This window comes from Synechococcus sp. Lug-A (genome assembly GCF_024345655.1).
Classification (GTDB): domain Bacteria; phylum Cyanobacteriota; class Cyanobacteriia; order PCC-6307; family Cyanobiaceae; genus MW101C3.
Window position 1 is genome coordinate 13600 of sequence record NZ_JAGQBN010000008.1, and the last position, 20840, is coordinate 34439.

23 protein-coding genes are annotated in these 20840 nt (G+C 68.1%); 7 read left to right on the forward strand and 16 right to left on the reverse strand.

Annotated elements, in window-relative coordinates:
• Positions 1 to 121: 121 nt before the first annotated feature.
• A complete protein-coding gene (locus tag KBY86_RS07340; RefSeq protein ID WP_255140696.1) occupies positions 122 to 1267 on the forward strand; it encodes a trypsin-like peptidase domain-containing protein in 1146 nt (381 codons plus the stop codon).
• 331 nt (positions 1268 to 1598) lie between these two features.
• Here KBY86_RS07340 and KBY86_RS07345 read toward each other — a convergent pair whose 3' ends face one another.
• The 3 genes from KBY86_RS07345 to KBY86_RS07355 all read right to left on the reverse strand — a co-directional run bounded on the left by KBY86_RS07345 (position 1599) and on the right by KBY86_RS07355 (position 4333).
• Positions 1599 to 1871 (reverse strand): hypothetical protein, encoded by a 273-nt coding sequence (locus tag KBY86_RS07345; RefSeq protein WP_094512427.1) that lies wholly within the window; start codon positions 1869 to 1871, stop codon positions 1599 to 1601.
• A gap of 129 nt (positions 1872 to 2000) precedes the next feature.
• Positions 2001 to 2201 (reverse strand): hypothetical protein, encoded by a 201-nt coding sequence (locus KBY86_RS07350; RefSeq protein ID WP_094512430.1) that lies wholly within the window; start codon positions 2199 to 2201, stop codon positions 2001 to 2003.
• 404 nt (positions 2202 to 2605) lie between these two features.
• Positions 2606 to 4333 carry an ABC-F family ATP-binding cassette domain-containing protein gene (locus KBY86_RS07355; RefSeq protein WP_255140697.1) on the reverse strand — a complete coding sequence of 576 codons (1728 nt, stop codon included), beginning with the start codon at positions 4331 to 4333 and terminating at the stop codon, positions 2606 to 2608.
• Positions 4334 to 4449: 116 nt separating this feature from the next.
• Between KBY86_RS07355 and KBY86_RS07360 the strand changes: the two genes are divergently transcribed.
• Complete coding sequence (locus KBY86_RS07360) at positions 4450 to 4683, forward strand: hypothetical protein (protein ID WP_094512438.1); 234 nt, start codon at positions 4450 to 4452, stop codon at positions 4681 to 4683.
• A 114-nt stretch (positions 4684 to 4797) separates the two neighbouring features.
• On the opposite strand, the gene KBY86_RS07365 is transcribed toward KBY86_RS07360, so the two are convergent.
• The 3 genes from KBY86_RS07365 to KBY86_RS07375 form a co-directional block, all read right to left on the reverse strand.
• Positions 4798 to 5043 (reverse strand): hypothetical protein, encoded by a 246-nt coding sequence (locus KBY86_RS07365; RefSeq protein ID WP_094512441.1) that lies wholly within the window; start codon positions 5041 to 5043, stop codon positions 4798 to 4800.
• Positions 5044 to 5077: 34 nt separating this feature from the next.
• The gene (locus KBY86_RS07370; RefSeq protein ID WP_255140698.1) at positions 5078 to 7141 is read right to left on the reverse strand and encodes a glycosyltransferase; all 2064 of its coding nucleotides are present in this window, start codon (positions 7139 to 7141) and stop codon (positions 5078 to 5080) included.
• Positions 7142 to 7375: 234 nt separating this feature from the next.
• Positions 7376 to 7669 (reverse strand): hypothetical protein, encoded by a 294-nt coding sequence (locus KBY86_RS07375; protein ID WP_261346545.1) that lies wholly within the window; start codon positions 7667 to 7669, stop codon positions 7376 to 7378.
• A gap of 244 nt (positions 7670 to 7913) precedes the next feature.
• On the opposite strand from KBY86_RS07375, the gene KBY86_RS07380 reads away from it, so the two are divergent.
• Positions 7914 to 8246 (forward strand): ribbon-helix-helix domain-containing protein, encoded by a 333-nt coding sequence (locus KBY86_RS07380; protein WP_094512444.1) that lies wholly within the window; start codon positions 7914 to 7916, stop codon positions 8244 to 8246.
• A 72-nt stretch (positions 8247 to 8318) separates the two neighbouring features.
• Here KBY86_RS07380 and KBY86_RS07385 read toward each other — a convergent pair whose 3' ends face one another.
• From KBY86_RS07385 to KBY86_RS07420, 8 genes are read right to left on the reverse strand one after another with little or no spacing between them, the layout of a single operon-like run.
• The gene (locus tag KBY86_RS07385) at positions 8319 to 9476 is read right to left on the reverse strand and encodes an anhydro-N-acetylmuramic acid kinase (protein WP_255140699.1); all 1158 of its coding nucleotides are present in this window, start codon (positions 9474 to 9476) and stop codon (positions 8319 to 8321) included.
• Between the two features lie 4 nt (positions 9477 to 9480).
• Complete coding sequence (locus KBY86_RS07390; RefSeq protein WP_255140766.1) at positions 9481 to 10185, reverse strand: TrkA family potassium uptake protein; 705 nt, start codon at positions 10183 to 10185, stop codon at positions 9481 to 9483.
• Between the two features lie 43 nt (positions 10186 to 10228).
• Positions 10229 to 10411 carry a hypothetical protein gene (locus tag KBY86_RS07395; RefSeq protein WP_255140700.1) on the reverse strand — a complete coding sequence of 61 codons (183 nt, stop codon included), beginning with the start codon at positions 10409 to 10411 and terminating at the stop codon, positions 10229 to 10231.
• The gene (locus KBY86_RS07400) at positions 10393 to 10605 is read right to left on the reverse strand and encodes a hypothetical protein (RefSeq protein WP_255140701.1); all 213 of its coding nucleotides are present in this window, start codon (positions 10603 to 10605) and stop codon (positions 10393 to 10395) included. The genes KBY86_RS07395 and KBY86_RS07400 overlap by 19 nt, the downstream gene beginning before the upstream one ends.
• 58 nt (positions 10606 to 10663) lie before the next feature.
• Entirely contained in the window at positions 10664 to 11299 is a 636-nt protein-coding gene (locus KBY86_RS07405) for a peroxiredoxin (RefSeq protein ID WP_094512461.1), read from the reverse strand.
• Between the two features lie 44 nt (positions 11300 to 11343).
• Positions 11344 to 12981 carry a GTPase HflX gene (gene hflX / locus KBY86_RS07410; protein ID WP_255100999.1) on the reverse strand — a complete coding sequence of 546 codons (1638 nt, stop codon included), beginning with the start codon at positions 12979 to 12981 and terminating at the stop codon, positions 11344 to 11346.
• Between the two features lie 18 nt (positions 12982 to 12999).
• Complete coding sequence (locus tag KBY86_RS07415; protein ID WP_261346547.1) at positions 13000 to 13662, reverse strand: HAD-IA family hydrolase; 663 nt, start codon at positions 13660 to 13662, stop codon at positions 13000 to 13002.
• Entirely contained in the window at positions 13659 to 14960 is a 1302-nt protein-coding gene (locus KBY86_RS07420; RefSeq protein ID WP_094512472.1) for an NAD(P)/FAD-dependent oxidoreductase, read from the reverse strand. The genes KBY86_RS07415 and KBY86_RS07420 overlap by 4 nt, the downstream gene beginning before the upstream one ends.
• 77 nt (positions 14961 to 15037) lie before the next feature.
• Here KBY86_RS07420 and KBY86_RS07425 point away from each other — a divergent pair, with 77 nt between their 5' ends.
• A complete protein-coding gene (locus tag KBY86_RS07425; protein WP_233132926.1) occupies positions 15038 to 15787 on the forward strand; it encodes a phosphoadenylyl-sulfate reductase in 750 nt (249 codons plus the stop codon).
• Positions 15788 to 16618 (forward strand): type III pantothenate kinase, encoded by an 831-nt coding sequence (locus KBY86_RS07430; RefSeq protein ID WP_255140702.1) that lies wholly within the window; start codon positions 15788 to 15790, stop codon positions 16616 to 16618. It abuts the gene before it with no gap.
• Here KBY86_RS07430 and bcp read toward each other — a convergent pair.
• Positions 16584 to 17063 (reverse strand): thioredoxin-dependent thiol peroxidase, encoded by a 480-nt coding sequence (bcp, locus tag KBY86_RS07435; RefSeq protein WP_094512786.1) that lies wholly within the window; start codon positions 17061 to 17063, stop codon positions 16584 to 16586. The genes KBY86_RS07430 and bcp overlap by 35 nt on opposite strands.
• Positions 17064 to 17131: 68 nt before the next feature.
• On the opposite strand from bcp, the gene KBY86_RS07440 reads away from it, so the two are divergent.
• Positions 17132 to 17656: a hypothetical protein gene (locus tag KBY86_RS07440; RefSeq protein ID WP_255140703.1), complete on the forward strand. Its 525-nt coding sequence runs from the start codon at positions 17132 to 17134 to the stop codon at positions 17654 to 17656.
• A 200-nt stretch (positions 17657 to 17856) separates the two neighbouring features.
• A complete protein-coding gene (locus tag KBY86_RS07445; RefSeq protein ID WP_094512787.1) occupies positions 17857 to 18510 on the forward strand; it encodes an alpha/beta hydrolase in 654 nt (217 codons plus the stop codon).
• A 17-nt stretch (positions 18511 to 18527) separates the two neighbouring features.
• On the opposite strand, the gene KBY86_RS07450 is transcribed toward KBY86_RS07445, so the two are convergent.
• Positions 18528 to 20795: an AAA family ATPase gene (locus KBY86_RS07450; RefSeq protein WP_255140704.1), complete on the reverse strand. Its 2268-nt coding sequence runs from the start codon at positions 20793 to 20795 to the stop codon at positions 18528 to 18530.
• Between the last annotated feature and the right edge of the window lie 45 nt (positions 20796 to 20840).

Genomic DNA, 20840 nt, shown 5'->3' on the forward strand with positions numbered 1-20840 from the left:
CAGAGATCCTTTGAGCCTGCGCTTTGCCGCACTTCGTCACACCTTCACTGCCGCAGGCGTTCCTCAACGCCAGGCAACACCGTTACGGTCGGAATCACGTCCCGTTCCTGTTCTGATCGCCATGTCCATAAGGCGTTTGTCTCTCCGCCAGCTGCCTTATCTGCTCCCCCTTGCCGTTCTGCTGGCCTCCCCGGTGCTCACCCGGCCCGCTCCTGCGCCGGCCCAGGCTCAGCCAGGCGGTGCGCCTGGGCTCTCCCGGCAGTCGTTCGTCGCGGACGCTGTCCGCAGCGCCGGGCCGGCGGTGGTGACGATCGACACGGAGCGCACGGTGGTGAGCGGTGGCGGCTCAGGGCTGCCGCGCGGCCTGATGGCTGATCCCTTTTTCCGCCAGTTCTTCAACCTGCCCCAGGCGCAGCAGCCGTCCCAGCGCACCGAGCGGGGTCAGGGCAGCGGTGTGATCTTCCAGGCCGATGGCCTGCTTCTGACCAACGCTCACGTGGTGGAGAACAGCGACCGGGTGTATGTGGGCCTCAAGGATGGGCGCCGGGTGGAAGGGAAAGTGGTGGGGCTTGACCGGCTCACCGATCTCGCCTTGGTGCGTTTGCTGAGCCCAGGGCCGTGGCCGGTGGCCAGGCTCGGGAACTCTGATGCGCTGCAGGTGGGCGACTGGGCGATTGCAGTGGGCAATCCCTTCGGTCTCGATAACACCGTGACCATGGGGATCATCAGTAACCTCAACCGCAACGTGAGCAAGCTGGGCATCACCGACAAGCGGCTGGATCTGATCCAGACCGATGCCGCCATCAATCCCGGCAATTCCGGCGGGCCCTTGCTCAATGCCGATGGTGAAGTGGTGGGGATCAACACCCTGGTGCGCTCCGGCCCCGGCGCCGGCCTTGGTTTTGCGATTCCGATCAACCGCGCCCGCAGCATCGCGAATCAGCTGCTGGCCACCGGCCGAGTGGACCACCCGATGATCGGCGTCGGCCTCGACAACGTGCCCGGCACAAATCCAGGCAGCGCCCCGCGCGGTGCCCTCGTGCGCTCGGTGCTGCCGGGCAGCCCTGCCGCATCAGCGGGTCTGCGGCCCGGCGATGTGATCGTGGCGGTCGAGGGGCGTCCGCTGCCCGGCCCCGCCCAGATGATCGCCGCCGTGGAAAGCAATGGTGTGGGCCGGCCGATGGCGTTGCGCATCATCCGGAACGGCGCTGACATCGACCTTCAGGTCACCCCGACCGCCATGGTGGGCCAGGGCCAGCGGCGCTGATCGATCTCCGGTGCCCAGCGATCCGGGCCACTGAGCAGCTCGCAGAAACGGACGGTGATCAGCAGGGCCACAAAAACGAGCACTGCTGCAGACCCTGGCGAGAGGAACCACGAAGCGAAAGGTCAGAGAAAAGCCATTGGGTCGTCAGACCCAATGGCTTGCTCGTTGGCGTTCAGGCTTGAGTCAAACGGGCTTGGGCCCGTCCTCCTTGGGACAATCGGCCGTGCGCCAATCGGCATTGCGATCGGATCTTTTGAACCATGCAGCCGCTGGTTGAGCGCTGCCGGCCGGAGGGGCTGGCAGCGCTGCGGCGACAGTTCAGAGGCCACCGTCAGAGCACATCCGGGCCAGCCACGGAAAACTCCTGATTCACTTTGAGAGCCGTGGGCTGGCTCTGCCCCGGAGGGTCGCTGAGGCGGCTCGGCGGACTGCCGAGCTGCTGGCGCATCATCCACTCGGTAGCGGCCCGCTGGGTTTGCCAGGCCTGGAGCAACTGTTTGGCCAGACCGCGCAGCGACTGGGCGTCTCCGGTGGAGTCAATGACGCGGGTCATGCGCTCCAACTCAAATTGCTGGCCAAGGGTGAGGGCGAGCGGTTCGGACATTCCTGGCATCGCGGCGGATCAATGAGCCGCCCCAATGCTACGAAGTGTTTCGAGGTCGCTCGTATCGATCGCCACAGAGTTAGAGGGATCGTGTCAGGGTCCCACCATGGCGGGTCTCGCGCCCAGGGATCAGTGGTGCATCCGCAATTGCTCTACACACTCGGTGATGCAGGCACCATCATCCAGTGAGCAAGTGGTGATGCATTCGAAGTAAGACTCGACAGAGTCTCCTGCGGCATCTCGCCCGAGGGCAGCATCCATGGCGATCATGCCGCCGTCAAGGGCATCGGCGCCAAAGGAGGAGGAGGAGGTCAGACGGGGATCGCTCATTGGTCCTGCGGCGTGGGATACGGTCAGGATATGCAGATCAATAGGAGGGGTCCAGGAAAATGAGTTTTCCTGCCTAAGCCTTCATGAAGTTTTCTGTGGTATTCGCTGCATAGAGCGGGCTCTCAGGCGCTTCTCCTGCCTCAGGTCCAGGTGATGCATCCGGCCGTAAGCGGGTGTGGAGTGGCGGGAAGCGGGCCTGGCCATGGTTGGCGCCCCGCTCAAGAGGCCTGGGCACCACTGACCCCGCACAGCTGAAGCCCGGCTCCGACAGCGGGTGATCAGACGTTGAGGGGCCGGTGGGATGCACCGATTGGTCCGGTTGCTTTCGGTTGGTACCCCTGCTTCCTGGTGGCCAACCGTCTGGGGTTGGCGCTGTGGCTTGCCCTGGCTGCGGGCGGCCGCGCTCAGTCCTGGCGGGTCTTGCGCGAGGCCGCTTTGGCCTGCTGCTTTTCCTTGTTGGCGGCCGTTCTGGCGCGACGGGCCTGGACCTCCTGCTCCAGCCGCTCGGCTTCGGCCTCTTCGCGCTTTTTCTCCAGGTAGTAGGCGTAATCCCCCCGGTAGAGCACCAGCTCACCATCGCGCAGCTCCACGATGCGGTTGGCCACCTGGGCGATGAAAAAGCGGTCGTGGGAGACGATCAGCGCCGCCCCGTCGTACTCCTGCAGTGCCTGCTCGAGCATCTGCTTGGCGGGGATGTCGAGGTGGTTGGTGGGCTCGTCAAGGATCAGCAGGTTGCAGGGAGTGAGCAGCATCAACGCCAGAGCCAGCCGCGCCTTTTCGCCGCCGCTGAGCTGCCCCACCTGTTTGAACACCGCATCGTTGCTGAAGCAGAAGCTGCCCAGCAGGGAGCGCACCTGGGTCTGGGTCCAGTCGGGCACCGCCTCGAACAGGGTGTCGATCACGGTTTTCTCCAGATCGAGTGCCTCGGCTTGGTTCTGCTCGAAGTAACCCGGCACCACGTTGTGATCGCCAAGGCGGGCGATGCCCTCGTCGACCGGCTCCAGTCCCATCACCAGGCGCAGCAGCGTCGATTTTCCGGCGCCGTTGGGGCCGACAAAGGCGATCCGATCGCCCCGCTCCACTTCGAGCCCTGCGCCGAGAAACAGGATCCGGTCGCCGTAGCTGTGGCTCATGTCTTCGATCAGCGCCACCTGCCGGCCGGAGCGGGGCGCCGGCGGGAACTGGAAGCTGGGGCCGGACACCCCTTCCAGCGGAGCTTCGATCCGCTCCACCTTCTCCAGCAGCTTTTCGCGGCTCTTGGCCTGGGTGCTGCGGGTGGCGCTGGCGCGGAAGCGGTCGATGTAGGCCTGCTGGCCCGCCAGTTCCTTCTGCTGCCGTTCGAAGGCGGCCTGGGTGGCTTCCCTCTCCAGTGCCTTCTGCTCAAGGTGCTGGCTGTAGTTGCCCAGGTAGGTGCGGGAGATGCCGCGCTCGGTTTCCACGATCTGGTTGCAGATCCTGTCGAGGAAGGTGCGGTCGTGACTGACCACAACGATCGGCACGGGCTGGGCCACCAGGTAACCCTCCAGCCACTGGATCGTTTCCACATCCAGGTGGTTGGTGGGTTCGTCGAGCAGCAGCAGATCGGGATCCTGCAGCAGGACCTTGCCGAGCGCGATCCGCATCTGCCAGCCGCCGGAGTAGTCGCCCACCGGCAGGTCGGCGGATTCGGGGGTGAAGCCGATCGTGGGCAGGAGCTTGTCGATGCGGGCGTCGAGTTCGTAGCCGTGCAGGGCTTCGAAGCGGCTGTGCAGCCGCCCCAGTTCGTGGATCAGATCGTCGAGATGATCGGGGTCGGCGCTGGCCTGCTCGCTCGCCATTTCATGCTCCACCCGGTGCTGCCGGATCAGCACCTCGGCGGCCTCCCCGAACGCCTGGAAGAGCTCCTCCCGCACGGTACGGCTGGGATCCACATCGAATTCCTGCTTGAGGTACACGATGCGGGGATTCCCCTGGCGCACCACCTGGCCGCTGCTGGGTTCCTCAAGCCCGGCGATCAGCCGCAGCTGGGTGGATTTGCCGGCACCGTTCACCCCCACCAGACCGATACGGTCGCCTGGCTTCACTTCCCAGGTGACGTCGCGCAGCACTTCGCCGGTGGGGTAAAGCTTTGAGACGCGTTCCAGACGAAGCACAGCGTGGGGGGTATTGGGAGTTGTGTCCCATCATCACGCCTGTGCCCGCCTGGAACCGTATCGGCACACTGGAGGGAGGAGAAAGGCGCCGCGATGATGACCCACCGGCTGGAGCCATGGTGAAACGACTGGAGCAAGTGGCGGCGCTGGTGGTGGCCGCCGGTCTGGCACTGGTGAGCTACTGGCTGTTCTTCAGCTGGTCGCAGGGTGGCCGCTCCGATCGCCTGGCTCCGCGCAGCCTGACGCCCATGCCGGAAGGAACGGGAACCGAGCTGGCGCGCCCCCAAGGAACAGCCGCGCCGTTAGCAGGGGGCAACCTGCCGCTGCCAGCGGACCGCACACACCCCTGAGCTGGCGCACCTCCCTCTTCATCAGACGTGCGCCAAGGGGCTTGCGCAGAGCCACGCCGGCTGGGTTACGTAGAGCTCGCTGGCCTGGCCTGAGCAGGTAGCTGCGCACCTCGATCAGAGCCCGCCGCGCGCCTTGACCAGCCACTGCCGCGTGCCTTCATCGTGGCTGGCCAGATGCTCCTTCACCTGCTCGGCGGTGACGGGCAGATTCCATTGCGCGCCCAGTTCCACGATCCGCTGCAAGGTGCCCTTCGGGTCTTGCAGCGCCTGGCGGAACAGCAACTGGGTGAGCTCGTGGTCTTGCTGGATGCGGGCGTACAGCTCGGCAACGGGGGTTGGAGCAGCGCTGGAATCTGTCATGGAAACGGATGGGAGCCGTTGATCTGGTTCGACGTTATGGGTGGCTGGTGAGTGGGGCGAGAGATTGTGTGGTGTTGATGGACTTCGGCACCAGGCTGCGGCGGAAGGGGCGTGCCTCCCGCGGGGCCCGCAGCAGCTGGGAGAACAGCACCGCAAGCGCCTTCCACTCCGGCGGAGCCTGACGCTGCGGCCAGCTGCCCGGGGTGCAGTACAGAAACTGAATGAGCGCGTTGTGGCTGTCCCAGCTGAGCGCCTCCCAGGCCAGTGCCACGTTCCGTTCGCGCTTGGCCAGGCAGCTGGCCGGCAGGGGCGCCGGCAGGCCAGGCAGCTGCAGGGTGGCCTCGCTGAACGGCTGCAGGTCGGCGGTGAGGCGGCCTTCCAACCCCCGCTCGCTGATGGCTTCGAGCTGGAGCGTGCAGGTGATCCCCTCCGCCCGCAGCTGGACCGGCAGGTGGAGCGCCAGCCAGGGGGTGGGATCGAGACAGGGGGGATCGATGCAGCAGCGCAACGCCACCAGCAGGGCAAAGGTGTTGAGGCCGCCCCAGAACAGCCCCACCCAGTGGGTGGTGGGAGCCAGCGGGCCCGCCTGCAGCTGCAGCAGCACGGCGCCGAGGTTGGCGAGGTTGACCACCAGCAGCACGAGCAGCGGCAACATCAACGACCAGGCGCCTCCGCCGTGCTGGCGCAGGCGGTGCTTGGGCGTGATCGTGAAGCCTCCGCCCGGCATCACCAGGCTGCGCAGCACGGTGATCGCCAGTGGCACCGCCAACAGCCAGCTCATCAGCTCCGGCAGCAGGGCATGGCGGGAGCCGCGGGTGAGCCAGCCCACCAGGGCCAGTTGGCTGCAGAGCACGGGCAGGGCGTAAACGAGAAACTGCTCGAGCGTCATGCGGATCGGCAGGATGCCCAGCAGCCCCACACACAACGGCATCAGCAGCAGGATCAGCCGGGGCAGGTTGTTGAACCAGTGCAGCAGCCCCTCGCTGTAGGAGAAGCGCTGCTGGGCCGAGAGCCCCCGCAGCCGCAGCGGATTGGCGTTCAGGCGCAGGGTCTGCAGGGTGCCGGTGCACCAGCGCAAGCGCTGCTGGACGAAATCGGCCATCGTTTCCGCCGCCAGACCGGCGCTGAGCTTCTCCGGCAGGTACACGAGGCGATGGCCGCGGGCGGTGAGCTCCAGGCCGGCCACGAAATCCTCGGAGAGCGCCCCCGGGTTGAACCCACCGATGGCCGCCAGCGCCGAACGCCGCACCACGAAGGAGGTGCCGGCACAGACGACGGCGGCATTGCCATCCCGCACCGGCTGGATCCAGCGGTAGAAGCTCTCCTCATCGGGCAGCAGCCAGCGCTCCATCGCCAGGTTGCGCATCAACGGATCGGCGTTGATGAAGGTCTGGGGGGTTTGCACCAGCGCCACATCCGCCTCCAGAAAGAAGCCGAGCGTGCGCTCGAGAAAGTGGGTCTGCGGGATGAAGTCGGCATCGAACACCGCCACCAGTTCCGCATGGCTGTGGCTGAGACCGAAATTCAGATTGCCCGCCTTGGCGCCGCGGCGATCGAGGCGGCTGAGGTAAGTGCAACCGAGGCGGTTGGCGAGCTCTTCCACCTCAGCGCGGCCGCTGTCGTCGAGCACGAACACGCGCTTGTGGGGATAACGCATCGCTGTCACTCCCACCAGACAGCGCCGCAACACCGCCAGCGGCTCGCCGCAGGTGGGAATCAGCACATCCACCGGCGGCTGCCAGGTTCCGGTGCGGAAACAGGCTTCGAGTCGATCGGCCTGCCGCTCCCGTGGCGGAATCGCGCGCCAGCTGAGCAGGATCTGCATCATGCCGGTGCCCAGCAGGAAGGCTTCGCAGCCCAGCAGCACCAGGGAGAGGGTGAGCGCCAGCGCTGATGAGGTGTTGAGGCTGAAGCCCACCCGCCACACCAGGTAACGCAGCACCAGAAACAGCAGCAGCGCCACCGCCAATCGGCGCGCCGCCAGCGGACGCAGGGCTTCAGGCCGGTGGGTGAGCCAGCGGGCCGCCGCCAGCACCAACAGCACCGGCAGCAGGGCGGGGGCCAGCGAGGCCGAAGGAATCAGAGGGAAGGCGTCCAAGGTGGGGTCGGCGTTCCCTGAATACCGTCCAAACACCTTGCCGGATGCATTCCTGCGCCGTGGAAATCGCCGGCCGGGCCTGTGACAGGGTGCGTCTGAGCGTTGCTTGGCCAGCGGGACAGGGGCGCTCGCCTCTGGCGCGTTGGTGTTCTGGGTTGCGCTCAGGCGAGTGGCGCTCAGCCGGGTTCAGGCTGGCACAAGGGGTGGGTAGGCTTCGCCGCGCAGCCGCTCACCTCAGGCCGCGCACGGCGAGTCGAGCTCCTCCTGTTCGGACGCGGAGGCATCTTCCATGGTGCGGGCGTCGAGGCAGAGCACCTTGCGCAGTTGGGCGTAGTTGGAGGCCTGGGATTTGTGGCCCTCCTGGGCTGCGGCGAACTCCGCGCGCTGAAGAACGTGGTGCAGATGGGTGAGCAGATACGTGCTGATCACGGCGGACACGAGCACGTCACTTTTCTCGGCGCCACGGCCCGATCGATCGCTGCGGCCGGCGGCGCGGGCTGCAGTGCTGGCGGCAGCCTGGGCTGGCAGTTTGCTGGCGGCGCGCCTGGCGGGTTTCGAGGCTGCCACCTGGCTTGCCTTGGTGTCGCCGGGGGTGGTGGGTCCGTCCGTGGCCCGGGTCACAGCCCTTGTCACGGCTTTCGTCATGGCTTCGGTCGTGGCTTTGGTCATGGCTTGGGGGCGGCGCATGCGCAGAGCTCCACAAGCATACGGCTGGATACTATCCCTGTGCACTTCTGTACACTCGTGTGTAGAGCAAGCGCACCCTGGGGCCGTGGCCACCCGTCAGACCTCCGCCAGCGGCCGCCCCAAGTCACCTCGCATTCAGGTGGTGCTGCCTGAAGAACTCTGTGAACGGCTCGCCGCGGTGGCGGAGGCGGAGTCGCGCACGGTCAGCAACATGGCCAAGGTGCTCATCCAGCAGGGCCTGGATCGTCTCGATCAGCCGCCGCCCGAGCTGCCGCCGGAACGGCCGCGCGATGCCCGCAGTCAGCGCCAGTTGCGCACCGATCAGTTCCGCCAAGCCCTGGAGCGGCAGCAACGCAATGGACCAGGTCGTCTGCGGGGGGCGCCGCGGCGCCTACGGCTCTACCGGCCGGCGAGCTGAACGGCTTTCTGGTCCGCCGGTTGACCGCGGCTTGGGCTGGCCGGTGCCTGCGGCGGCGGCAGTCGCGGGCGCTCAGGTGGTGGGAGTTGCGCGCACGCCCAGCACTGCGCTGCGGGAGGCCCCGGTGACGGAAGGCAGGGAACCGGGATGGCGGTGGTGGTGCCACCAGGCCAGCAGCGCGAAACCCAGCGCTTCCCGCTGGGCCGGCTCCACCCCCAGCTCCGACAGGGGCCTCACCATCACGCCGCGGCAGCGCTGGCGGAGCTCACGCACCAGCGTGCCGTTGTGGGCGCCGCCGCCGGCCAGTACCAGCTCCACTGGCCGGGTGCCCCGCTCCAGGTCCTGAGCGACAACCGCCGCACTGAAGGCGGTGAGGGTGGCAAGTGCATCTGCCTGCTGGGTGGCAAGTCCTGAGTTCCCGGGTTCGGCTGCCAGGGCGAGTTCCTGCAGGCGGCGGCGCAGATCCTCCTGGCCGAACAGTTCGCGGCCGGTGGACTTCGGCGGTGGCAAGTGGAAATAGTCGTCCTGCAGCCAACGGGCGATCAAGGCGTTCTGCACCTTGCCGCGGGCAGCCCAGGCGCCATCGCGGTCGTAGCCGAGGCGGCCATCGCTGAACTGCGCCACCGCAAGGTCGATCAGGGTGTTGGCCGGGCCGCAGTCCCAGCCCGTCACCGGGGCCTGCCGCTCCGGGCCACTGGCCGGCGGCAGCAAGGTGAGATTGGCGATGCCACCGAGGTTGAGCACCGCCCGCCAGCCGCCGATGCGTGGCAGCAACGCGGCATCGGCGGCTGGCACCAGTGGCGCGCCATGCCCGCCGAGTGCCAGGTCATGGGCGCGCAGATCAAACACCACCGGCGTGTGCAACAGCTGGGCCAGCAGGGGGCCCTGCAGGAGTTGCCAGCTGGCACCGCGACCTTCGGGTGTGGGCGGGCGATGCCAGAGGGTCTGGCCATGGCAGCCCACCAGCTCCGCATCGCCGGCAGGATCGCAGCTGCGGGCGGCGCGCGCCTGTTCGACGGTGACCGCCTCCGCCAGATCCAAGAGCGCGGCGGCGGTGTGTGGCTCCCCCTGACCCACCGCCACCAACTGGGAGCGCAGCTGCTCGGGGTAGGGGGTCGAGGTGCTGTGCAAGACACGCCAACGGGGATGGTCGCGAGGACCTTCAAAGCTGGCCAGCACGGCGTCGATGCCATCGGCGCTTGTGCCGCTCATCAGGCCCAGAACCTTCATCGGCTCAATGGGAGGGAAGGGCCTCGAGCGCCTCGCTGCTGCCCATCACCACCAGCAGTTCGTCCTCGTTGAGCACGTGGGAGGCCGGCGGGTTCACGGTGAGGTGGTTCTGGGGACCGGCCGCCAGCACGCTGACGTCGTGGTTCTTGCGCAGGTTCAGATCGCGCAACGAGCGACCCACGAACGCCGTCGGTACCTTGATCTCCTCGATGCTGTTGCGGTCGTCGAGACGCAGCCGCTCCAGCAAGTTGGGCCGCACCAACTCCATGCCGAGCCGGGTGCCCTGCATCTTCGAGGGGAACACCACCCGATCGGCGCCGACCCGCCGGAGCATCTTTTCGTGAAGATCGCTGGTGGCCCGCGCGATCACCTGGCGCACGCGGCTGCCGGGAGCATCCTTGACGATCAAGGTGGCGGTGATGCTCGCCTCGATCGGCTCACTGATCGCCACCACCACCGTGCCCACATCAAGGGCGCCAGCTGCGCGCAGCGCTTCCTCATCGGTGCAGTCCACGACCCGCGCCTCGATGGCCGGGTCCACCTGGCGCATTTCATCGATCGCCCGCTGGGAGTTGTCGATGGCCAGCACCTCCGCATCGAAGCGAAGCAACTCCTTGCAGACGGCACTGCCGAAGCGGCCCACGCCGATCACGGCGAAGCTTCTCGATACCGTGTCGCTGCCACCTTGCCACTGCCACCACTGGGTCATGAGCGGTGCAATGGCAGGGGACACAGGGAAAGGCGCATGACGATCAGAGGGGGAGCTCTTCGCGGGGATAGCCCTCACGATTGTGGGTCCTGTTGGGGTAGAGGGAGGAGAGCAGCAGCAGAATCCCCACCCGGCCCACAAGCATGCCCACCATCAGCACCAACTGCCCGCAGCGGTTGAACTGGGCGGTGACGCCCACATTGAGCCTCACGGCGTCGAAGGCCAAGCACCGGGGCCATGGCCACCACGCACAGCACGAAGCAGGGCGAATGTGGTGGTTGTGGTGCCGACACCGACGATCGACAGCTGCATGACCGTGATCACCGAGGTGACGGTGAACAACCCTTCCCACCAGCACACGTCGTCGCTGGAGCAGAACGGGCTGGCCATCACCACGGTGCTCAGGGCGATCACCAGCATCCCTGTCACCAGGGTGAACTGCGGAACGATGAGACGTGCTGCCAGCCCGATCGTGTGATCACGTGTTGGGCTGGGGGGTCATGCGCAGGTAGGGCTTGACCTCAGTGACGCCTTTGGGGAACTTGGCCCGGGCGTCTTCGGTGGAGATCGAGGGAACCACGACGCAGTCGTCGCCCTGCTGCCAGTTCACCGGTGTGGCCACCTGGTGGTGATCGGTGAGCTGCAGGGAATCGATCACCCGGAGGATTTCATGGAAGTTCCGGCCCGTGCTGGCGGGATAGGTGATCTGCAGACGCAGTTTCTTGCTGGGATCGATGATGAACACCGAACGCACGGTGAGGTTGTTCAGCGCCTTCGGGTGGATCATCCCGTACAGATCGCTCACTGATTTGTCCGCATCCGCCAGGATCGGATAATCAACGATCGTGCACTGGGTTTCATTGATGTCGCCGATCCAGCCTTTGTGGCTCTCGGCGGAATCAACGCTCAGGGCAATCGTCTTGACATTGCGCTTCTCCCACTCCGGGCGCAGGCGGGCCACTTCACCCAGCTCCGTGGTGCACACGGGGGTGTAGTCAGCCGGGTGGGAAAACAGCACGACCCAGCTGTCGCCGGCGAAGTCGTAGAGGTTGATCGGACCCAGCTGGGAATCCTGGGTGAAATCGGGGACGGTGTCACCGAGTTGAAGAGGCATGGCAGGGGGGATGAGACATGGTTGATCGTGCCATAGCCCTGCGGTCAGCTGACCCGGGTGATCATCCAGTTACGCAGTCCCTCCAGGCCGAAGTTTGCGGTCGCTGACACAAACAGCATGGTGGGGTGCAAGGTGCGGGCCAGCTCCAGCGCCTGCGCGTCGCAGCGGTCGATCTGGTTGCCCACCATCTGACGCGGCGCGGTGCTGCCGAGGGTGTCGAGCAGGGCGTTCACTGCTTCGAGCTGCTGCGGCCAGGCCGGGTCCGAAAGATCGACCACCACCAGCAGCTGATCGGCGTCGAGGGTTTCCTCCAGCGTCGAGCGGAACGCCTCCACCAGGGGCGGCGGGAGGGCGCGGATGAAGCCGACCGTGTCAGTGATCAACAGCCGCACCAGCCCCCCTTGCCCATCCGGCAGGTCAAGCCGCCGCGTGGTGGGATCGAGGGTGGCGAACAGCTTGTTCTCGGCCAGCACCTCCTCCCCCGCCACCGGGCGGGTGAGGGCATTGAGCAGGGAGCTCTTGCCGGCATTGGTGTAGCCCACCAGGGCCAGCCGCCTGACGCCCTGGCGTCCCTCGCGCAGGCGCGCCCGGTGCTCCCCCAGCCGCTGAACCTCCCGCTGCAGTCGGTCGAGGCGTCGGGCAATGGCCCGCCGGTCTTTTTCCAGCTGGGTTTCCCCCGGGCCCCGGGTGCCGATGCCACCCCCCTGACGCGAGAGGCTCTGGCCGCGGCCGCTGAGCCGCGGCAGCCGGTAGCGCAGCTGGGCCAGTTCCACCTGCAGACGCCCGGCGCCGCTGGCGGCCCGCTGGGCAAAGATGTCGAGAATCAGTTCGGTGCGGTCGCTGATCGGCAGGTCCAGCAGCCGCTCCAGGTTGCGGGCCTGCACCGGCGTCAGGTCCCGATCGGTCACCACCAGGGTGGCTCCCAGTCGGCGGGCCTCCAGGGCCGCCTCGCGCAGTTTCCCTTCTCCCCAGAGCGTCTGGGGCGCCGCTTGCTGGCGCTTCTGCTGGATCAAGCCCACCGGCAGCGCGCCGGCGCTGCGCACCAGCCCTTCGAGCTCGGCGATGTCGCGCTGGCTGGCGGCACCGTCCTCACCGATCAGGGCCAGCAACAGCACCCGCTCGGGCCCAGCCTGGGGCGCCGGCCCCGGGGCGTCGTTGGCGGCCTCCGCGGGCAACGGCGAGTCAGCGGCCTCGCAGAGCTCGGCCAGGTCGGCCTCTCGGTACAGGGCCCAGGGGCGCCCCTCCTCCTGGCTGATGGTGTAGGACGCTGCCGCCCAGCGCCCGCCCGCGGCGGCCTTGTCGGGGTAGCGCAGCCACACCAGCGGCTCCAGATCGAGCCCCACCAGCGCTTCGCTGGCCAGCGGCTCCAGGCCGGGCTTGCGGCCCACGCAGGTGATCAGGCGCAGGTCGCTCCCCTGGCGCCGCTCGCTGCCGGGCAGTCGCTCGATCAGCCGGCCCGATTGCTCCAGTGGCCCCACCCACAGCAGGCGGGTGAGGCCGCGGCCGTCCACCACCAGGCTCAGCGGCAGCTCCAGCTCACGGGCCTCGGCGGCCAGCCGTTGCAGGCAGAGCAGTTCCGCGCCTCCCCCTTCCGGGTGCCGGCGGTGAGACAGCCGCTCCAGGCGGCGTTTCTGGGCGGGGCGCAGACCGCTGACACGCCCCAGCAGCACAGCTTGTTTCAACGGCGCGGGTGCATCGGGTCAGGGGCGTTGGATCCGCAGGCAACGCACACCGGTGGCAGCCGCCCCTTCAGCATCCTCGGGGCTGTCCCCCACATGCCACACCTCAGCGGCCTCAAGGCCGAGGGCCGTCAGCGCCAGCCGGAAGGGCAGGGGATCGGGTTTGGCGGCCCCGGCCGCGCTGGACACGATCACCGCCTGAAGATGTTCCGCCAGGCCCAGCCCGCTGAGCAGCCCGTTCAGACGCCCGTCGAAATTGCTCACCACCGCCAGCCGGAGGCCCACGGCCGCCCAGTGTTCAAGCGCGGGAGCCACCCCGGGGAGCACCCGCCACAAAGCAGGATCAGCAAAGCGGAGATACAGCTCCTCCTGCAGGGCGCCAGGGGCGGGCGCGCCGCTGCCAGCGCCCTGCAGGGCAGCATCGATGCGTGCGCCCCACCACTGCCGCTCGGCCCGTTCCAGTTCCTGCTGTTGCAGACCCGGAAAGGCCAGGGGCGGGGCCTGGCGCAGCACGGCCGGAAAGACCTGGTCGATCGCGGCAGCGCTCAGCGTGATTCCATGCCCGGCGGCGGCGGCGGCATAGGTGGTGCCCACCGATTCCCGCAGGCCGATCAGGGTGCCCATCGCATCGAGCAGCAGCCCCTTCGGGGCCGGCCAGGCGTCCGTGGCAGCGGCGGCGATCAGGGTCGGGGCGGCGGCGTGCGGGCGGGTTCGCCGGCGCCGAACAGGGGGCGGCCCAGATCGGAAAGCCAGCCGGCGGCCACGCGCAGCTGGTGGGGGAGCCCCGGCAGACGGCCCAGGTAGGTGAGCTGGCGGAGGCGGTAGGCGGCGGATCCGGCCAGGGTGAGGCCCAGCCCGGTGAGGCTGGCCTCGCCGATGCCAAGGCTGATCATCTCGCCGAGATCGTTCCAACGGAATGGGCTGGTGGGTTCGCCGGCCAGGCTGCGAATCAGGTTGTCGGCCAGCACGTCGGCCTGCTGGAAGGCCACCTGGGCCGTGCCGGCCAGGGGCTCACCATCGGCATCGGCCGCATGGGCCACATCGCCGAGGGCAAACAGGTGGGGATGGTGCACCAACGACAGATCGGGGTGGCAAAGCAGACGGCCGCGGCGGTCGGTGGCCGCGGTGGGCGTGATCGCCGGCGCCGCCGCTGTCACCCCGGCGGTCCAGACCACGCCATCGACGCTGAGATGCTCCGTGTTGGCGGCGCCCCCGCCCGCCGGTTCGTGTCGCAGCGTGACCCCGCCCGCCTCCACGGCTTCCACCCGGGTGTGGGTGCGCAGGCGCACATCGCGGCGCAGCAGGGCGGCGCGGGCCTGCTCCCGGTTGAAGGCTCGCGCCTCAGGCAACAGCTCGGCGCCCTGCTCCACCAGTTCCAGCACGGCGTGGCCGTGCAGCAGGTCGGCAAGCTTGCAGGCCAGCTCCACTCCGCTGGCCCCGGCCCCCACGATCGCCAGACGCTGCAGGGGGCGCTGCTGCGCCTGGAGTTGTTGTACCAGCGCCTGAAGGCGCTCCACATCCGCCAGGCAGCGGAACTGCAGGGCGTGGTCGTGCACGCCGGGGATGCCGAAATCATTGCTGCGGCTACCGGTGGCCACCACCAGCCGGGAGTAGGGAAGGCAGCGGCCCTGCGCGGTGGTGACGGTGCCGCTGGCGGCGTCGATGCTCACCACCCGGTCGCGCAGCCAGGCGATGCCGCGGCTGGCCAGCAGGCTGGCGTAGGGCGGCGCCACCTCCCAGGCACGCAGCTCATCGGAGAGCAGCTCGTAGAGGAGCGGCAGAAAAACGAACCGCTCGTTCGGCTCCACCAGCACCACAGGCGGAGGGTCACGCCGGGCAGCCAGGGCGAGCGCCGTGTAGAGGCCACCGAAGCCGCCCCCGACGATCACCACCGGATGGGGGGGCTCCCACGAGGACGTGGTGCCCGCACCGGCTTCGGCTGGATTGGGGAAGGGGGTGCGGTCCCCGCTGGTCTCCGCCATGGGTACGGCGTCTCGGTTGTGGCGTTGGCTACCCGAACCCTAACCAGAGCGTTTCATCACAGGAGATGATGGCGTTCATGGCCGCCACCATCTCCCCCACCCTTCCCACCGACCGCCAGGGCCTGCCACTCGACGCCGAGGCCGCAGGGGCGGTACTGGAAAGCCTCACTCCCCCGCATCAGCTGCGCTGGGGAACGGACACCTTCGGGGATCGCTTCGCCGTGATCACCAGCTTTGGCATTCAGTCTGCGGTGCTGTTGCACATGGCCGCCGCCCACGATCCCGCTCTGCCGGTGATCTGGGTCGACACGGGCTATCTCCCCCCCGAGACCTACCGCTATGCAGAGCAGCTCACGGATCTGCTGTCGCTCAATCTGCACGTGGCCCAAGCCGAGCTCAGCCCAGCCCGTATGGAGGCTCTGCATGGCCGGCTGTGGGCCACAGGCGATGCCGATGATCTGGATCTGTACCACCGCCTCCGCAAGGTGGAACCACTCGATCGCGCGTTCGACACGATCGGCGTGGCCTGCTGGGCCAGCGGGGTGCGTGGCGTACAGACTGACCACCGCGCCTCAATGCTGCCGCTCCAACCGGTGCGGGGCCGCTGGTCGCTTCGACCGCTGCTGAACTGGACCAACCGGGACGTCTACTACTACCTGCAGAACAACGGCCTCCCCCAGCACCCGCTCTTCGAACAGGGGTACTCCACTGTGGGCGACTGGCACTCCAGCGGCCCCGACGACGGTAGTGGCCGCGCCACCCGGTTCGGTGGCCTGCATCAGGAATGCGGCATCCATCTCTCCGGTGTGATGGGCGAGGGCATCTAGGTGGTGGGGCTCGCCGGCGGCACTCCGGGCCGCGCTGCGAGCCTGGTGCTGCTGATCGGCAACACTCACTGGCACTGGGGGCGGCGCGAACCGGCCTCGGAGCCTGATGAACTGGCAGGCCTCCGCTGCTGGAGCACGCGGCCGCCCCAGAGCCTGGAGCCAGCAGACCGCGACCTGCTGGTGGCCTGGGCCGCCGTGGGCCCCTTGCCGCCGGAGCTGGCCTTGCCGCTGCGGCACAGGTGCACGCTTGATGCCGTGCCCCTGCTGGGCATGCCGGCCTGGCTTGGCATCGATCGGGCTCTGGCGGGCTGGGGAGCCTGGCAGCGTCAGCAGGCGCGTCTGGCGCCTCAAGGGCGCCTGGGGGGTGGTGGCCAAAGCGATGGCACCAGTGGCGCGGTGCTGGTAGCCGATGCCGGCACGGCGCTGAGCCTCACCCGGGTGGCCGGAAGCGGCGCCTTCGCGGGCGGAAGGCTGCTGGCTGGCGCCGGTCTGCAGCTGGCGGCGCTGGCCGGGGCCACGGCCCTGCTGCCGCAAGAGCGACTGCCGGATCCGGGCATGCCCCTCGACCTCTGGCCCAGCGTCACTGGAGCTGCCATGGCCAGCGGTTGCCTGTGGGGGTTGGCCCATGCGATCGCCGGGGCCTGCCGGCAACACGATCCGGAGCCGCCGCCGGGCCTGTGGCTCACCGGCGGCGATGGCCCCCGGCTGGCCCCGCTGCTGCAGGAGCTGGGTCAGCCGTTCGAGCTCGTGCCCGACCTGGCGCTGGAGGCGCTGGACGCGCTGAGCGCTGCCCGGCTCAGGCGGCTGGGGCGCTCAGGCCCAGATCGATGAGCACCTGCTCCGCCATTTCCTCGGCTTTCACCTTGCGGTAGATCTTCTCGAGGGTGCCATCGGGGGCCACCACGAAGCTGTGGCGCATCATCCCCATGTATTCCTTGCCCATGAACTTCTTCAGTCCATAGCTCTCGTAGGCGGTGGCCACCGGACAGGGTTCCGCATCCGTGAGCAGGGTGAAGGGGAGCTCGTATTTGCTGATGAACTTGCCGTGGCTGGCGGCCCCGTCCTTGCTGATGCCCAGCACCTTGATGCCATGGGCTTCGAACTGGCTCCACAGATCGCGGAAGCCGCAGGCTTCCTTGGTGCAGCCCGGGGTGTCATCCTTCGGATAGAAGTAGATCACCACGCGCTGGCCCTTCAGGGCGGAGAGCTGCACCGGATGGCCTTCCTGATCCGGCAGGGTGAACTCGGGCGCGGGATCACCGATCTCAAGGGTCATGAAGCTGTCCAAAGCTGGGCTGGCTGGAGCCTAGGGGCGGCTAGGGTCCGCCCACTTCCTGGCCGCTCATGGCCCCCGTCGTGCGCCTTGGTCTGATCGGAATCCTGGTGGCGCTCGGCCTGGCCGGCCTCACCCAGATGCGCCTGCACCCCCCCCTGGCCAGCCGTACCGATGCGGACACGGCGGGGCTGTTGGCGCGGCTGGAGACCCAGGAAGCCCTGCTCGGGCAGCGCCAACAGGTGTCGCTCTTGCTGAACCGTTTCGTGGGCGCGGAGATCACCCGCTACTTCTGGGGCGGCTTCACCCCTTACCTCGATGTGCTCGGCATCGAGATTCCCGCCACCATGACGGCCGATGTGGTCTTCAACCAGGACCGGGTTCAGCTGGTGCTCACCCCGACCGGTGGCGATGAGATCTACCTTGCCCGGGTGGAGGCGGTCGAGAATGCCCCCCGCGGTGCCGTCTGCCGTGGATCCCGGCCGGCGCCTGATCCCGAGGCCTTCCCCAGCCAGGACAACCGGCTCCTGTGTCCCGCCGGCTGGGTGGCCCTACCGGCCGTTCGCCCCGCCACCGCAGGGGCGGTGCGGTCTTGAACCCCTGGTGAGCGGCCTGCCGGTCATGCCCCACGCTGATGAGGTTCCGCTGCAGAGGCGCCGCATCCCTAGCACCTGACGCGCTTGGGTCTTCATGTTCGACCGATGACGAGTTGTTGGCAGATGCAACCGGGCTGATTAGGTTCGGATTGTTGTTCCAGAACTGATCCGTGCTGAAGCGTCTTGCCGCTGGCCTCCTGATGGGGTCGGCTCTCGTGGCCTCCACCCTGCCGGCCTCCGCCGCTGTTGATAACGACCTCCCCGTGCGCTGGAACACCGGCGGTGCCGTTTGGTCCACCCCCATGGGCGCTTTCGGCACCTTCCTTGAAACCGGCGAAATCACCGACCGTGGCTTGGCTGGTGGCCTCAATCTTTCCGGCTGGACGGCCGCCGAAGTGCGCGACGGTCTCTCCAAGTCGTACAGCGTCGACCTGGTCGGCGTCACCCGTTTCCTCTATTCCGATGAGGGCGTGAAGTTCCTCAAGAATCAGAGCCGCAGCTATTTCCCGTACTGGACGATGAGCACCTACGCCGTGCAGGGTCTGCGCAGCGCGATCATTGCCGATGCCAAGGATGGCCAGATTTCCTCGGCCGGAATCATGGCGGCGCTGCCGGTGGATTACCGCCTGGCTGATACCTGCGGCACCTACGACGGCAAGCAGAACATCTGCGCCGAAGGCAAGTGCAAGGAAGGTTCCGCCCAGTGCACCTCCCTGCTGTCCTGGTACGTCTTCCTGCCGGCCTGCATCCAGGCCAACCAGATGGGCGATCCCGTGGCCAAGGTTCAAAACTTCCAGGCTCCTGTGGTTGCCCCTGCCGCCGCCGACCCCATGCCCATCCGCGGCCTCTGGTGAACCCTCGCGGTTCAGCCTTACCGCCCCGGGATTCCCGGGGCTTTTTTCATGGCCACCAGCAGCGTGTGCTGCAAGGCCTGTGCCAGCTCTGCCCCTTCCAGATCGGCGCTGAGCTGCTCCAGCCGCCCGGTGGAGTTGCTGCCGAGGGCGGCGCTCAGCTGGCGCCCATAGCTCGCCCCCTCGCTGAACCAGCGCTGACGCAAACCGGCGGAGAGCGTCACGCTGAGCGGTTCGCGCCACTGCTCCGCTGCCACGCGCCAGCCCCGCGCCTCAAGGCCCTGTTGCAGGGCGTCCGCGCCGGGGCCGTTGGCCAGTTCGCCGCTCTCCCAGGCAGCCGCCTGCTGCAGAAGGGTGGCCAGCTCCCGGGGCATGGATCGCTGCCGTTGCCGCACCAGCTCAGTGAGGGCTCCTGCTGGACCGATCAGCGGCAGGCTCTGCAGCAACCGGATCTGGGCCTGGGGCGCCGCCAGCTCGTCGATGCGATCCAGCCAGGCCGCCAGGCCTGACGGCCCCAGCTCCTGAAAAGGGGAGCGGCCCACGATCCACTCGAAGCGCTCACCCGGCTCCAGAGTCGCGATCAGTGCCTCGGGCTGATCACTGGGAACGCACAGCAGCCGCGGGCGTCGCAGCTGATCCAGCACCTGCAGCTGGGCCTCCAGCCGGCCCCGTTCCGCCTCTGCCGCCACCGTGATCACCACGCCTCCTTCCGGCGTGGCGTCGAGCGGATCCAGGCTCCACAGCAGCGAGCGCGCATTCAACACCAGGCAGCGGTCCTGCCGCTGCCACCGCACCCCCTGCCAGAAGCGCTGCCGCAGCCGCTCGAGGCGCTGGCCCTCACTGCCGATCTGGCGCCGTAGCCAACGTTGCAGAGCCGGATCCTCCGGGCCAGTGGTGAGCAGGATCCCCTGCTCGAGATCGGCTTCGGCCGCGGCCGCCAGCTGGGCAGCCCGACGCCGCTGCAGGCCCGCTCCGAGCCCTCCCTCCCAGCCCAGGGCACCCGGCTTCCAGAACACCTCCCCCTGCAGGGCACCGGGCAGATATTGCTGGGCCACCCAGTGCTCCGCGTAGGCGTGGGGGTAGCGGTAGCCCACCCCGTCGCCGAAGGCCTTGCCATCGCGGTTGGCATCCCGCAGGTGGGAGGGCACCTCCTGGCGGCTGGTGGCATGCACGCTCTTGAGCGCATCGAAGAACCCCAGCACGCTGTTGCTCTTTTCGGTGGAGGCCAGGTAGAGCGCCGCCTGGGCCAGGGGGTAGAGCCCTTCGGGCAGGCCCACCCGCTCGAAGGCGGCGGCGCAGGCCTCCACCACCACCACGGCCTGCGGATCCGCCAGCCCCACGTCCTCACCGGCGGCGATCAGCATGCGGCGGAAGATGAAGCGGGGGTTTTCGCCTGCCTCCACCATGCGGGCCAGCCAGAACAGGGCGGCATCGGGATCGGAGCCCCGCAGTGACTTGATGAAGGCACTGATCGTGTCGAAGTGGGCATCGCCCTGCTTGTCGTAGAGCACGGCCCGCTGCTGAATCGACTCTTCGGCGATCGCCAGATCGATGCGGATCACCCCATCGGCGCCGGGGTCTGTGGTTTCCACCGCCAGTTCCAGGGCATTGAGCAGGCTGCGGGCATCGCCGCCGGCCACATCCAGCAGGTGGGCGCTGGCGTCGGCCTCGATCTGGATCGGCCGCCCGCCATAGCCATGCTCCACATCCGCCAGCGCCCTCTCCAGTAAGCGGCGCAGATCCCCAGGCTCGAGCGGTTGCAGGCGGAACAGGCGGGAGCGGCTCACCAGCGCCTTGTTCACCTCGAAGAACGGGTTTTCCGTGGTGGCGCCGATCAGGGTGATCGTGCCGTTCTCGACCCAGGGCAACAGGGCGTCCTGCTGGGCAGCGTTGAAGCGGTGCACCTCATCGATGAACAGGAAGCTGCGCAGACCGTGCCGACCCAGCCGTTCACGCGCGGCCTCCACCTCGGCCCGCAGCTCCTTCACCCCCGCCAGCACCGCGTTCAGGCTGGCGAAGTGGGAGCGGGTGGTCCCGGCGATGATGCGGGCGAGTGTGGTCTTCCCCACACCAGGTGGCCCGTGCAGGATCAGGTTGCCCACCCGGTCGGCGGCGATGGCGCGGCGCAGCAGGCGCCCCGGGCCGAGGATCGCCTCCTGGCCGACGAAGTCATCAAGCCCGCGCGGCCGCATGCGGTCGGCCAGCGGGGCGATCTGCTGGCGCTGGCGCGCAGCTTCGAAGTCGAACAGATCGGTCACACCCTTCTGGTTCGCCGCAATCCTCGGCATGCTGACCCGGTGGGTGACAATCCTGCGACCCACCCCGGCGCAGTG

Excerpts from the sequence above, each read along its gene's own strand:
- KBY86_RS07440 (WP_255140703.1), top strand. The coding sequence starts at position 17,132 with ATGGCCCCCGTCGTGCGCCTTGGTCTGATCGGAATCCTGGTGGCGCTC.
- bcp (WP_094512786.1), bottom strand. The coding sequence starts at position 17,063 with ATGACCCTTGAGATCGGTGATCCCGCGCCCGAGTTCACCCTGCCGGAT.
- KBY86_RS07425 (WP_233132926.1), top strand. The coding sequence starts at position 15,038 with ATGGCCGCCACCATCTCCCCCACCCTTCCCACCGACCGCCAGGGCCTG.
- KBY86_RS07400 (WP_255140701.1), bottom strand. The coding sequence starts at position 10,605 with ATGCTGGTGATCGCCCTGAGCACCGTGGTGATGGCCAGCCCGTTCTGC.
- KBY86_RS07390 (WP_255140766.1), bottom strand. The coding sequence starts at position 10,185 with ATGACCCAGTGGTGGCAGTGGCAAGGTGGCAGCGACACGGTATCGAGA.
- KBY86_RS07385 (WP_255140699.1), bottom strand. The coding sequence starts at position 9,476 with ATGAAGGTTCTGGGCCTGATGAGCGGCACAAGCGCCGATGGCATCGAC.
- KBY86_RS07340 (WP_255140696.1), top strand. The coding sequence starts at position 122 with ATGTCCATAAGGCGTTTGTCTCTCCGCCAGCTGCCTTATCTGCTCCCC.
- KBY86_RS07405 (WP_094512461.1), bottom strand. The coding sequence starts at position 11,299 with ATGCCTCTTCAACTCGGTGACACCGTCCCCGATTTCACCCAGGATTCC.
- KBY86_RS07420 (WP_094512472.1), bottom strand. The coding sequence starts at position 14,960 with ATGGCGGAGACCAGCGGGGACCGCACCCCCTTCCCCAATCCAGCCGAA.
- KBY86_RS07365 (WP_094512441.1), bottom strand. The coding sequence starts at position 5,043 with ATGACAGATTCCAGCGCTGCTCCAACCCCCGTTGCCGAGCTGTACGCC.
- KBY86_RS07350 (WP_094512430.1), bottom strand. The coding sequence starts at position 2,201 with ATGAGCGATCCCCGTCTGACCTCCTCCTCCTCCTTTGGCGCCGATGCC.
- KBY86_RS07450 (WP_255140704.1), bottom strand. The coding sequence starts at position 20,795 with ATGCCGAGGATTGCGGCGAACCAGAAGGGTGTGACCGATCTGTTCGAC.
- KBY86_RS07345 (WP_094512427.1), bottom strand. The coding sequence starts at position 1,871 with ATGTCCGAACCGCTCGCCCTCACCCTTGGCCAGCAATTTGAGTTGGAG.
- KBY86_RS07445 (WP_094512787.1), top strand. The coding sequence starts at position 17,857 with ATGGGGTCGGCTCTCGTGGCCTCCACCCTGCCGGCCTCCGCCGCTGTT.
- KBY86_RS07360 (WP_094512438.1), top strand. The coding sequence starts at position 4,450 with ATGGTGAAACGACTGGAGCAAGTGGCGGCGCTGGTGGTGGCCGCCGGT.